This is a genomic window from Lysinibacillus sp. UBA5994, from assembly GCF_002429725.1.
Classification (GTDB): domain Bacteria; phylum Bacillota; class Bacilli; order Bacillales_A; family Planococcaceae; genus Lysinibacillus; species Lysinibacillus capsici.
In genome coordinates, this window is the sequence record NZ_DJAU01000055.1 from 1 (window position 1) to 12,306 (window position 12,306).

Annotated in this window: 14 protein-coding genes; 1 reads left to right on the top strand and 13 read right to left on the bottom strand. The window is 36.0% G+C overall.

Going from position 1 to position 12,306, the window contains the following annotated elements; all coding sequences use genetic code 11:
• Positions 1-108 precede the first annotated feature (108 nt).
• Positions 109-879: a TatD family hydrolase gene (locus tag B3D98_RS16200; RefSeq protein WP_048395439.1), complete on the bottom strand. Its 771-nt coding sequence runs from the start codon at positions 877-879 to the stop codon at positions 109-111.
• 253 nt (positions 880-1,132) lie between these two features.
• A complete protein-coding gene (gene metG, locus B3D98_RS16205) occupies positions 1,133-3,124 on the bottom strand; it encodes a methionine--tRNA ligase (protein ID WP_369823948.1) in 1,992 nt (663 codons plus the stop codon).
• Between the two features lie 334 nt (positions 3,125-3,458).
• Between metG and B3D98_RS16210 the strand changes: the two genes are divergently transcribed.
• Positions 3,459-3,737: an AbrB/MazE/SpoVT family DNA-binding domain-containing protein gene (locus B3D98_RS16210; protein ID WP_004229214.1), complete on the top strand. Its 279-nt coding sequence runs from the start codon at positions 3,459-3,461 to the stop codon at positions 3,735-3,737.
• A gap of 233 nt (positions 3,738-3,970) precedes the next feature.
• On the opposite strand, the gene rsmI is transcribed toward B3D98_RS16210, so the two are convergent.
• The 11 genes from rsmI to B3D98_RS16265 all read right to left on the bottom strand — a co-directional run bounded on the left by rsmI (position 3,971) and on the right by B3D98_RS16265 (position 12,187).
• Entirely contained in the window at positions 3,971-4,846 is an 876-nt protein-coding gene (rsmI, locus tag B3D98_RS16215; protein ID WP_048395435.1) for a 16S rRNA (cytidine(1402)-2'-O)-methyltransferase, read from the bottom strand.
• Complete coding sequence (locus tag B3D98_RS16220) at positions 4,843-5,106, bottom strand: GIY-YIG nuclease family protein (protein ID WP_004229219.1); 264 nt, start codon at positions 5,104-5,106, stop codon at positions 4,843-4,845. Before B3D98_RS16220 ends, rsmI begins: the two co-directional genes overlap by 4 nt.
• The gene (locus tag B3D98_RS16225) at positions 5,090-5,839 is read right to left on the bottom strand and encodes a tRNA1(Val) (adenine(37)-N6)-methyltransferase (protein ID WP_054548597.1); all 750 of its coding nucleotides are present in this window, start codon (positions 5,837-5,839) and stop codon (positions 5,090-5,092) included. The genes B3D98_RS16220 and B3D98_RS16225 overlap by 17 nt, the downstream gene beginning before the upstream one ends.
• 63 nt (positions 5,840-5,902) lie before the next feature.
• Positions 5,903-6,259, bottom strand: coding sequence for a DNA replication initiation control protein YabA (yabA, locus tag B3D98_RS16230; RefSeq protein WP_004229222.1), 357 nt, complete (start codon positions 6,257-6,259; stop codon positions 5,903-5,905).
• Positions 6,260-6,286: 27 nt separating this feature from the next.
• Positions 6,287-7,102, bottom strand: coding sequence for a PSP1 domain-containing protein (locus tag B3D98_RS16235; RefSeq protein WP_048395431.1), 816 nt, complete (start codon positions 7,100-7,102; stop codon positions 6,287-6,289).
• Positions 7,095-8,099 carry a DNA polymerase III subunit delta' gene (holB, locus tag B3D98_RS16240; protein WP_054548598.1) on the bottom strand — a complete coding sequence of 335 codons (1,005 nt, stop codon included), beginning with the start codon at positions 8,097-8,099 and terminating at the stop codon, positions 7,095-7,097. Before holB ends, B3D98_RS16235 begins: the two co-directional genes overlap by 8 nt.
• A gap of 143 nt (positions 8,100-8,242) precedes the next feature.
• Entirely contained in the window at positions 8,243-8,683 is a 441-nt protein-coding gene (locus B3D98_RS16245; RefSeq protein WP_004229228.1) for a YaaR family protein, read from the bottom strand.
• Positions 8,684-8,792: 109 nt separating this feature from the next.
• The gene (locus B3D98_RS16250) at positions 8,793-9,122 is read right to left on the bottom strand and encodes a cyclic-di-AMP receptor (protein ID WP_004229230.1); all 330 of its coding nucleotides are present in this window, start codon (positions 9,120-9,122) and stop codon (positions 8,793-8,795) included.
• A gap of 277 nt (positions 9,123-9,399) precedes the next feature.
• A complete protein-coding gene (gene tmk, locus B3D98_RS16255; protein ID WP_048395427.1) occupies positions 9,400-10,029 on the bottom strand; it encodes a dTMP kinase in 630 nt (209 codons plus the stop codon).
• Between the two features lie 17 nt (positions 10,030-10,046).
• Positions 10,047-11,480 (bottom strand): aminotransferase class I/II-fold pyridoxal phosphate-dependent enzyme, encoded by a 1,434-nt coding sequence (locus B3D98_RS16260; RefSeq protein ID WP_288584277.1) that lies wholly within the window; start codon positions 11,478-11,480, stop codon positions 10,047-10,049.
• Between the two features lie 269 nt (positions 11,481-11,749).
• Complete coding sequence (locus tag B3D98_RS16265; protein WP_054548601.1) at positions 11,750-12,187, bottom strand: SRPBCC family protein; 438 nt, start codon at positions 12,185-12,187, stop codon at positions 11,750-11,752.
• Positions 12,188-12,306: the final 119 nt, after the last annotated feature.

The following is a 12,306-nucleotide window of genomic DNA, read 5'->3' on the forward strand; positions in this document are numbered from 1 at the left end:
GGATTATACGGACTAGTTTTGGCACTGTCAACCCGAAAGTATTTCTCTGAAAATTGACTTCTTGTTTTTTGCCAACCACAAACCCTGTATTGGAGGCATCTAAGCTAGTTAATTGTCAATCCCAAAAAAATTTTTCGCATTGGCTGTAGTTGCTTGTGCAATTTCCTCAATTGTCAACCCTTTCAAACGTGCGATTTCCTCAGCAACTAAAGGCACGAAAGCGGGTTCATTGCGCTTACCTCGATGTGGATGTGGAGCTAAATAAGGAGCGTCTGTTTCAATCATCAAATGCTCAAGAGCTATTTCTGTAGCTACTTCCTTTGGTAGACGTGCATTTTTAAATGTCACTGGTCCCCCAAGACTAATCATAAAATTCATTGCTATACATTCACGCGCTGTTTCTACACTTCCACTAAAGCAGTGCATAACACCCCCTACGGATGCAGCATTTTCTTCACGTAAAATTTGTACAACATCACCTGTTGCATCCCTATTATGAATAACGATTGGTAAATTGATCTTTTGAGCTAATTGAATTTGCTTGCGAAAAAGTTCCTGTTGAACGTCTTTTGGAGACTTATCCCAATAGTAGTCCAATCCCGTTTCACCAATGCCAACTATTTTTGGATGTGAAGCTAATTGCTCAATCCACTCTAAATCTTGTTGAGTACAATCAATAGCGTCTACTGGATGCCAGCCAATGACACCGTAAACAAAATCATATTGCTCTATTAATTGCATTGTTCTCTCAATGGTTTTACGGTCGAAACCAATAACTACCATTCGTTCTACTTTAGCTTCAAGAGCTCTATCAATCACTTCTTGAAGATCTTCCTCATACTGATCTGCGTTTAAATGTACGTGTGTATCTATAAACATCTTCATTCTCCTAACATTGATTTTATTAAAATTTATTATTTCATATTTTTCGTGATCATTACAATTTCATTACAAACTATTCGACATTGTGACATTCCACTTAATCGACATTACCACAAGTAGTTCTTCGGGCCCATAAAACCAAGTTTTTCACGCATCGTAAATTATATCAAAATAATTTAATCCCGATTTCTCTAACAGATTTGAAAAGCCTGCTGAATAATTCATATTCAGCAGGCCTTCCTTAAGTTCATTACTTTACTTTTGCACCATTTTCAAGTTTAGGATCAACTGATGCTAATTTTAAAATTCCATCTTTCTCACCAGCTAAAATCATTCCTTGTGATATTTCACCACGTAATTTTACTGGTTTTAAATTTGCTACGACAATCACTTTTTGACCTATTAAATCATCTGGTGTATAGAATTTCGCTATACCTGAAACTACTTGACGTTGCTCATATCCTAGATCAACTTGTAGCTTTAATAATTTATCTGCTTTCGGAACAGTTTCACATGCAGTCACAGTAGCTACACGCAAATCAACTTTCATAAAATCATCAATAGTAATTTCAGGAATTTCTGGATTTTCTTCAGTTTTTTCTACCTTTTTAATTTCTTCATCCTGTGGTGTTTTCACAGACCCACGCATTTCCTCACGAATATAAGTAATCTCAACCTCATTTTCTAAGCGTGGGAAAATCGGTATCCCTTTTTCTACCACTTTAATGTTTGCTGGAATAGTATTGCCGAATGTTGCAATTGTATCCCATGCTAAGAATTTGTCATCTAATCCTAACTGATCGATCATACGTTTAGGAGTTGTTGTCATAAATGGTTGCAACATGACAGCGATTTGGTGTAAGCTTTCTGCCAAATTTCGCATAACTGCACCTAATTTTGGCTTGTCTGACTCTTCCTTTGCTAACACCCATGGTTGTGTCTCATCTATATACTTATTTGTGCGTGAAACAAGCGTCCATAAGTCAGCAAGAACGACACTAAATTGCATTTTTTCCATACTTTCTTCATATTTAATACGTACCGACTCAGCTTGCTCTTTTAAAGCTGCATCAAATTCTGTCGGTTGAAGATTTTCTGTCGGAATAATACCATCAAAATATTTATTAATCATTGAAATTGTACGATTTAATAAGTTCCCTAAATCATTAGCCAGATCAAAGTTTGTACGTTCAATAAATGATTCTGGTGAAAATACCCCATCAGAGCCAAATGGTAATTCTCGTAATAGGAAATAACGTGTCGCATCTAGACCATAACGCTCGATTAACATTTCAGGATAAATTACATTGCCTTTTGATTTAGACATTTTACCGTCTTTCATCATAATAAAACCATGAGCAAATACCTTTTTCGGTAATGGCAAATCTAATGCCATTAAGAAGATTGGCCAATAAATCGTGTGGAAACGAACAATATCCTTGCCAACTACATGTACATCTGCTGGCCAATATTTATTGAATAATGATTCATCTTCTGATAGATAACCTAAGGCTGTAATATAATTCGTTAATGCATCAACCCATACATAAATGACATGCTTTGGATCTCCTGGTACTTTAATTCCCCAGTCGAAGGATGTTCTTGATACCGATAAATCCTCTAGCCCTGGTTTAATGAAGTTGTTGATCATTTCATTTTTTCGTGATTCTGGCTCAATGAATTCAAGGTTCTCTTCATAATAAGCTAATAAACGATCTGCATATTTCTTCATATTAAAGAAGTACGATTCTTCTTTAACCTTATGCACCGGACGACCACAATCAGGACAGTTCCCGTCAACTAGTTGAGTCTCAGTAAAGAATGATTCACACGGTGTACAGTACCAGCCTTCATATTCACCTTTATAGATATCACCATTATCTAAAAACTTTTGGAAAATCTTTTCGACAGCTTTCGTATGTCGATCCTGCGTTGTTTGAATAAAGTCATCATAAGAAATATCCATTAAACCCCAAAGTTTTTTCGCAGCATCGGCAATTTCATTTACATAATCTTGAGGATGTTTACCCGCTTCAGCTGCTTTTTCTTGAATTTTTTGGCCATGTTCGTCCATTCCTGTTAAAAAGCGTACATCATAACCTTTTAAACGTTTATAGCGTGCAATAGTATCAGATGCTACTGTTGTATATGCCGTACCAATATGAAACTTCCCACTTGGATAGTAAATGGGTGTTGTTATATAGAATGTTTTTTGTTGTTCACTCACAAGAACTGCCTCCATTGTTTTACAATATACTTTCTATTCTAACGAAGTACGAAATTCGTTTCAATGAAAGTTTATTAAACGCGAAAATTGTCGAATAATATATTTAATCCATTAAATGACTTAAATAAGAACCTTTTTTACTATTAACAAAAATATTTATTAAAAACCTTTTAAAAAAATTAAAATACCTGCATTCTTCTCAAAAATTTTTTTTAAAAACCATAATATTAGTGCATTAATTAATTGACGTTTATGGCATTACTTGGTATGATAACTATCAGACAAAGAAATAATGTCGAAATTTGACGAAATACCAATATAACTTTTATAAATTAGGAGGAAATCTATTATGAAATCAACAGGGATTGTTCGTAAAGTCGATGAGTTAGGTCGTGTAGTAATTCCTATCGAGTTACGCCGTACGCTAGGTATTGCTGAAAAGGACGCTTTAGAAATCTATGTGGATGATGATAAAATCATCTTAAAAAAATATATGCCTAATATGACATGTGCTGTTACTGGTGAAGTTTCAGATGATAACTTCCGTCTAGTTGGAGGCAAATTAATTTTAAGTCCAGAAGGCGCAGAAATGTTAGTTAAAGAAATTCAATCTAACTTAAAAAAATAATTAGTTTCTCACCTAAATCAAAACAGTGATTTAGGTGTTTCTGTTTATTAATATAACCAATTTCTTAACCCCTTATAATGTCCATGTCAGACCTTTCTATTTAAGGTTACTATTATTTACAATTATTATCAATTTAAAATTGTGTCTCAAAATTATTACTTTTCAACTTTTAAGTTTCGAGTCATTAACTAAATAAAAATAAAGAGCTACCCTAATAAGGTAACTCTTTACTATTATTCACTATGATATTCATTATAAACATCTCGCTTTGCCACTTGCCTTAACTTAGCTACTTCTTTAATGGCTTCTTTTGAAGATACATTCGATTGATTGATAATGAAATCAACATGTTCAACAATGGACATGTTTTGCCAATAGGCTTCTTCATGATCTTCCTCTTCTACACAGCTATTACCTTCAAGAACAATACAAAACTCTCCTCGTATTTCTTCAGTTTGTGACCATTCTACAGCTTCAGACAAAGTACCTCGTAAAAACTCTTCAAACTTCTTTGTCAGCTCTCGAGCTAAAACAATACGACGTTCCCCGAGTATAGCTTCCATATCTTTTAATGTATCCTTTAAGCGATGTGGTGCCTCATATAGTAAAATCGTTTCTTGGCGTTTTTTTAATTGTTCTAATTGCTGGCGACGTTCCTTTTTTCCGCGATTCAAAAATCCATAAAAGAAAAATGGTTGTGGCGATAACCCAGATGCAATTAATGCTGAAATTGCTGCATTAGGCCCTGGCACTGGTACAACAGAAAAGTTTTGGGCAATTGCTTTTTCCACTATATCTGCACCTGGATCAGAAATACAAGGTAAACCTGCATCACTTACTAATGCAATTGTTTTTCCTTCTTGTAGTAATGTTAATAATTTTTCTCCACCTACGGCTATATTATGCTCATGGTAGCTGATTAGTGGTGTGTCAATCTCAAAGTAGTTACACAGCTTTTTGGTGTTTCTAGTATCTTCTGCAGCGATAATATCTGCTTCTTTTAAAATGCGAAGTGCACGCACACTCATATCCTCTAAATTACCAATAGGTGTTCCTACCAGATATAAACAACCTGTCTGATCGTGTATTGTACTTTTTTGTGATTTCACGATTCACCCCTCCTTATATAATTAATTTTCTGTGTTCTTGTTAATTGCTTAAAGGCATATTCAGCACGCATTGCTTCTTGCTTTGTCTCGAATATTTCTTTGTAAATACATTTCACTGGACCTCTAGCTCTTGTATATTTTGCTCCTTTACCAGCGTTATGTACAGCAACACGTTTTTCTATATTATTTGTATACCCTGCATAAAGAGTTTGATCAGCACACTCTAACACATAAAAGTAGTGATTATTGCTCTTTTCCATAAAGAATTTCTCTCACTTCTGTCGTGTATTCATTATTGGCATCATAAACATACAACGGCGGCAGAATTTTTAAATCAGGCTTTCCATCTTTTATTCCTTCTATTAATAATGTATTAGCCTCTTTCCCTTCCTTCGGATAAATGAGCTGCATCCGTTTAGGCTCTAAGCGATTTGCTCGCATAGCTGTCACAATATCTAATAATCGCCCAGGTCGGTGAACAAATGCGGCCTTGCCCCCTTGCTTTAATAATTTACTTGCGGATTGAATCGCTTCTTCCAATGTTAAATACAATTCATGGCGTGCAATGGCATGATGCTCACTAAGATTTTTATCACTCGCTTCATGTGCTAAAAAATAGGGTGGATTACAGGTAACCACATCATACTTTTCAATCCCAAGTTGTTTTGGTATTTCTTTAACATCTCCAAGAATCATTTGAATTTGCTGTTCTAGCTGATTGTAACGGATACTTCTCTCTGCCATCTCAAATAAACGTGGTTGAATTTCTACTCCCGTTATCTGTCCCTTTGTACGTGCACTTAAAAAAAGTGGAATCACACCATTTCCTGAGCATAAATCAACGATTTTTCCCTTATGATAAGGAATACTGACAAATTTCGAAAGCAATACTGCATCTAATGAGAACGAAAAGACAGAGGGACTTTGAATAATACGTAAATTCTCAGCCAACAAATAATCTAACCGCTCGTCACCTTTTAGCCATTTTTCCATACTTACTCCTCCTACGCTACAAAACAAAAGACTGACACCACCGTAGCGGGAATCAGCCTTTTATTACACATTTTGTTTATTTAAAAATGATAGACAGAACAGACAATCCTCACCCTTACGTGAACTTCCAAAATGAACATGGCAAACATGGAAGCCCTCTTGGTAGAGGCGAGCTAAGTTATCATATCCCTCACCAATATCTAGCGGACTCTCTTTCTTTACTTCAGCAGCTTGTACGGAGTTTGTATTAGAAAGTAGTTCTTCTAGACGTGTACGTAGGTGATGATTTTCTGTTTCAAGCGCCTTATGCTCTTCCATCATTAACGCTACAAATTGTTTCAATGCACCAAATTGCTCCTGCATTGCTTCGAGCTGTTGTTCGAACTCCATAACGGTATCTAAGAAATTACGGTCCTTCACCCAAGCCACCTCGTTAAATTCTCTATCTTAAATAAGATTTTTTTCGCATGCTAGCAGTTCTTCTAGTGTATACTCAACTGTGCGTTCCTGCTCATGTAAATATACTTGAATAAGTCTTTCCAGCACATTTAGCCCTACTACTTTCCCACGGCCATCTGGTGTCATTGTTATCTCACCAACATCTGGCATGCCCTCTTTTGCTTCTTCATATTCATCATTTTCATACTTTAAGCAACACATTAAACGTCCACAAAGGCCAGATATTTTTGAAGGATTTAATGATAGGTTTTGATCTTTAGCCATTTTAATCGAAACGGGCTCAAAATCACCCAAAAATGTGGAACAACAAAGCATTCTACCACATGGACCGATACCACCTAAAAGCTTGGCTTCATCACGCACACCAATTTGACGAAGTTCAATACGTGTTCTAAAAACCGAGGCTAAATCTTTTACTAGATCCCTAAAATCAACTCGTCCTTCAGCTGTAAAGTAAAAAATAATTTTATTACGATCAAATGTATATTCAACATCTACAAGTTTCATTTCTAAATTATGCTCTATAATTTTAGTACTAGCGAGCTCAAATGCACGCTTTGATTCCGCTGCATTTTCCTCTACTTGTATACGATCACGATCATCTGCTGGTCTAAGTACTTGTTTTAGTGGTAATACAACATCATTATCACCCACAACTTTTTGAGGGACAACTACTTTTCCATACTCTACACCGCGGGCTGTCTCTACAATAACATATTGACTATCCTCTAGTAGAAATGATGCCGGATCAAAATAATATATTTTACCCGCCTTTTTAAAGCGGACTCCTACTACATTATACAAATGTATATCCCTCCTGCAGATTTAGCATTAACTGCTCCATCAATAACGTCCTATTCATGTTACGCTGTAAAGAGGCGCGTGCTTGTAAAATAGATTCCATCTGGTTTGATAATCTTTCATAAGTGGAATATAACGCAACTTCTTTAAATAGTGGTAACATGTCTGGATAAGTACAAGCTGCCTCGGGATTAGCTTTTATTGACACTATATCACGGTAAGCAAATAGTAGTAAATCCAATGCTTGCTCCATCTCGCTTTTTTCTTTAAAGTGAGGCAACCACTCTTCATGCACAATAAGCAATGCTTCGTGTACATTTTGCCGAATAGCCTCTACTAATTTTAACACTGTTTTTCGAGCGAGTGCAAACTGCTCATCATTTGCTAGAAAAATCGCTGTTTCGAGCTCATTTGTCATCATGCTTACTGTTGAGGCCATTGAATATGAAATATTATTTTCCTGTAAATGCTTCAACAAAACATGACGTGGCATTTTTTGAAATTTGATATGTTGACAACGAGAACGGATAGTTGGAAGAATTGACTGCATTTGCTCAGTTAGTAATATGGCAGTTACTTCTCCTTCTGGCTCCTCTAAAAATTTAAGTATCATATTTGCAGAGGCTGTATTAAGCCGGTCTGCATGATGAAGCACATAAATCTTACGTCCTTCTTCTACACCCACCATTTTCATTTCTCCGATGAGTTCTCGCATCTGATCAATTTTTATGAATTGACCATCTGGATAAATTTGATGAATATTTGGATGATTTCCCGAATCTACACGTTTGCAATTTCGACATGTTTCACATGGAACATTTCCACTTGGTTGCTCACATAACATTAATTTGACAAAAAAGTGCATAATATCTGCCTTGCCTGTCCCTTTTTCGCCATCAAAAATATATGCATGTGCTAATCTATTCTTGTCAAATATTGTTTGAAGCTGCTTCATTACGACTGGTTGCAGTGTGAGTAGCTCTTCAACATTCTTGGCCATACATTTAAATTCCTTCCTGTCTCTACAACAAAAGGTGATACTTTCTTGCACTCTTGTAAAGATTACAGTTGTTTACTTTATGGCGAGTAGCCACATCAACATTTGAAAAAAGCCCGCGCCTAAATGAGAACGAGACACGGGTTTTACATATATAAATTAATTAGTAAGCCTTTAATTTCACCGATTTTATCAAGAAGATCTATTGCTTCTTTTTCTTCGTCTAAGAGATCCTGTGCAAGCTCGACAAGACGTGTATCAATGGTTTCAATGATTTTCAGACGTCTTCCTTCACCAAAACGATTCCAGGTATGTGATTGTTTTAACTCCATACCATGTTCTACTGTCTCTTGTAGAAATCGTTTAACTAGCATTTTAAACCTAGCAAGTTCTCGTAAATTACGTGATCTAGCTACTCGGTCCCCTGCAGTAGATATATCTCCTAACAAACGCGTGAGTTGTTCTGTTTGCAGCTTATTACCTTGCTTGACGACCATATCTCCAAATCGGTTATTTTGATTATTATTTTGTAGTGGCTCTTTGCGATTTGTATTTAACCCGACACGTATATCTTGATTAATCTTCAAGCTGGTTTCGCCCCCACAATTTTCATCTATTTCTCCTACGCATAATCAATTTTAAATAAAATGTTTAATAGTAACAAATAATCAATGATTTAGCTTCGGAGGCTACTTTTTAAAAATGATGGAATTGTTCAATCGGTAAAACAAATACGGTAGCTCCTCCCACCTCTACCTCCACAGGGTAAGGTATATAGGAATCAGCATTGCCTCCTAACGGAGAAACGGGTGCAACCATTTGCTCTCTTGCCCGACAATTATCCCGAATAATATCTAAAAGTTTGGGTATGAGAGAGTCTTCAGTTCCTATAAGAAATGTCGTATTTCCTGAACGTAAAAATCCTCCTGTGCTCGCTAATTTAGTTGCGCGAAACTGATTTTTCGTTAAAGCATTTGATAAGCGGCTGCTATCCTGATCTTGCACTACAGCTACGACTAACTTCATTCGCACTCACCCCTTTTATAAAATTCACCTAGATAGATTTCAATTCTATACTTAATCTTAGTTCATCTGTTGAACTAGAGGAACATCATCATGTTGATACAAAAACTCTATAAGAAAGTTTTAAAAGAGACATCTACAAGGTTCCCTAAACACATAATGTATCTTACACGAAGGTGTGTCTGACCTAATAGGTACTTCGACAAATGTTGCCCTCCTAGTGAAGATAAATTAATGGATAGTATCATTATATCACATTGTTGTAGACAACTTCATGCATTTACTGCATTGCTTCCAATAATAATAACCATACATCTTCCACAACATTTTCAATATCTTGATCTGCATTAACTACACGTATTCGCTCTGGGTACTGCTCTACTAATTGTAAATATCCTTCACGTACCTTCTGATGAAACGGCAAGCTTTCAACATCTAAGCGGTTTACTTCCCGATTGCCAGTTGCATGAATACGCGCTAAGCCAACCTCTGGAGCAAGATCAAATAGTATGGTCACGTCAGGTAATTTCTTCCCAATAGCAAATTCATTAATAGAAAGCACCTCATTGACACCTATACCTCTTGCATATCCTTGATAAGCTAAAGAGGAATCGATAAAACGGTCACATATCACTAACTTCCCTGCATCTAAGGCAGGACGTACTTTCTCAAAATAATGCTGACTTCTTGCTGCAGCATATAACAATGCTTCTGTTCGTTCATCCATAGCAGTATGTGCAGGATTCAAAATAATCGTTCTTATTTTTTCTGCAATCTCAATTCCACCTGGTTCTCTTGTTGCTAGAACTTCAATATTATTTTTTGTTAATCGCTCTGCTATCATTTGAATGACCGTTGTTTTTCCTGCTCCCTCTGGTCCTTCAAATGTAATAAATAAATTGCTATTCATGCTGTTATGGCCTCCAACTATTTAATAACCTGAATCATTTTTTCTGCTAAACGATGATTCCCCTGGAATGTTGCACCTGCTGCTAGTAGCTCTTCCAATTGACTTAACTTAGCTACTGTTATTCTTTCTCCTGGTACTAATAATGGTATACCAGGTGGATAAGGAATGATCATATTCGCTGAAATTCGCCCCATTGTACGCATATATGGTAACCATTCTTTCTTTAATGATGCAACCTCATTAAAGGTATATATAGGCTCAGTAATCGGTACAAAATGATAGGCTGTTTGAGAAGCCGTTATGCTATCTGTTTTAGCTGTGTTTAATAGCGTTGTTATGGCCTCTTTTATACGAACCCTGATTTCAGCAAATGGGTAGGTATGTCCCTGCTTCAGCAAAGGTAACACAAATAAAACCTGATTGACATCTGCAAGTTCCCCATATACATGCTTTGCCTCTAATGCCTCCTGTAATTGAAAGCCACTATAACCATTAACACGTAGCAATACTTTAAGTGGATCATCTACTTCAATTACTTCTAATGATCCAATTGCTCGTAATGCATCTACCCATTGATTCTTTTTTTCTATTATATATGCCCCATCACTCTCCATATATGTCTGTACATAATAGCGAGCATCATCTAATGATGCTAATAATAAGTAAGATGGACTACTAGATTGTAACATGCGTAAGTAATGATGTATTTTGTCAGCCTCTATCAATTCCGACTTAACATGCATAAAAGAGGCCATCGTCATAGCAGGTAAAGTTTTATGAGCTGATTGAACAACAACGTCTGCACCAAGTGTCAATGCGGATGGCTGAAATAGCGTACATGCATTAAAATGAGCGCCATGTGCTTCATCCACCAATACAGGTATTCCCTTCTCATGACAATAAGCAATTTGTTGCTGTATTTCATTCGAAGTCATCCCATAATAAGTAGGATATGTTAACACTACTGCTTTCGCCTCTGAATAATTTTCTACGGCTTCTTTTAAATCTCTATAAGTTACATGTGTCGCCGACATTGTCCGTTCATCCCATAGCGGCGACACAAAGATTGGCTTAGCCCCAACAAGTTCAATAGCATGGAAAATTGATTTATGTGCATTACGCTGAACTATAATGGTATCGTCTTTGTTACAAGTAGCATAAATCATTGCTAAATTTCCAACAGTAGACCCTCCTACTAAAAAGAAACTCTTCGTTGCTCCATATGTATCTGCCAATAAATTCTCGGCTTCTAATATCATTTCCTCAGGGTAATGTAGATCATCTAATCCTGATAACTCAGTTACATCATAACGCATTACATCCTTAAATGCTTGTGGAAGGTGGGACAGTTCACCATGCTTATGACCTGGGACATGAAAAGAAATATTTTGTTGCTGTCGAAAACGTTCTAACCCTTCTATAATTGGTTTTTTCTTATGCAAAACAAACACCCATTTTCGTTAGATTCTCCTTTAATTATACGAAATTATAAGGAGAGAAAAAAGCTATCCCTCCGCATGGTAATCCACTTTTTATTTAGTAACAAACCTTTTCATCAAAATTAATCACAGCTTGATGTCATTATCATTGACGCCTCACTCAAAAAAAGAGTCATCTATACCTAAACCATCATTTTTGTAGCAGTAGGAATTGCTAATTAAAATAAAACCGATTATTGCTGTTATCTGTAATAATCGGTTCACCACTTATTTTCATATAACTAGTCTTGTAATGCTTGAATGGCCATTGCTTCCACTAATTGCTCAATCAGCCGAGGTACAAAATTATCTAATACTGGATTCATCATTCCTGCTAAAAATCCACTTGCTTTCATTGTTAAATTACCAGTCAGTTGTGGTGATTCATTTTGATTTTGTATGATTTCAAAAGAACCATTACCATTTATAGGATCAGATAAACCCTCTAATTCAAACTGTATTTGATGAGCATCTGATTTGTTTACTTTAAGTTTTACTTTAACAGCTTTCTGAATTATACCAAAGTCTCCTTGGAAGACCCAGATCATATCGTCTTCATTTAGTAATTCGTGATGTAAGTAACCTGGTATTAAAACAGCCCATTGTTCTTTATTATGAATAAAACCCTCTAATTTATTTTTCTGTACATTGATTACCTTACTATATTGTCCTGTTGCCATTCCATTGCACCCCTTTGAATATTTTGATCACTCTATTAAACTTTAACATTTTCTAGATTTCAAAACATACAAAAAACCACTGATTTCTCAGTGGTTACTTTTTGCCTAGCGACGTCCTA

Excerpts from the sequence above, each read along its gene's own strand:
- B3D98_RS16200 (WP_048395439.1), bottom strand. The coding sequence starts at position 879 with ATGTTTATAGATACACACGTACATTTAAACGCAGATCAGTATGAGGAA.
- metG (WP_369823948.1), bottom strand. The coding sequence starts at position 3,124 with ATGGAGGCAGTTCTTGTGAGTGAACAACAAAAAACATTCTATATAACA.
- B3D98_RS16210 (WP_004229214.1), top strand. The coding sequence starts at position 3,459 with ATGAAATCAACAGGGATTGTTCGTAAAGTCGATGAGTTAGGTCGTGTA.
- B3D98_RS16220 (WP_004229219.1), bottom strand. The coding sequence starts at position 5,106 with ATGGAAAAGAGCAATAATCACTACTTTTATGTGTTAGAGTGTGCTGAT.
- B3D98_RS16225 (WP_054548597.1), bottom strand. The coding sequence starts at position 5,839 with ATGGAAAAATGGCTAAAAGGTGACGAGCGGTTAGATTATTTGTTGGCT.
- holB (WP_054548598.1), bottom strand. The coding sequence starts at position 8,099 with ATGGCCAAGAATGTTGAAGAGCTACTCACACTGCAACCAGTCGTAATG.
- B3D98_RS16250 (WP_004229230.1), bottom strand. The coding sequence starts at position 9,122 with ATGAAGTTAGTCGTAGCTGTAGTGCAAGATCAGGATAGCAGCCGCTTA.
- tmk (WP_048395427.1), bottom strand. The coding sequence starts at position 10,029 with ATGAATAGCAATTTATTTATTACATTTGAAGGACCAGAGGGAGCAGGA.
- B3D98_RS16265 (WP_054548601.1), bottom strand. The coding sequence starts at position 12,187 with ATGGCAACAGGACAATATAGTAAGGTAATCAATGTACAGAAAAATAAA.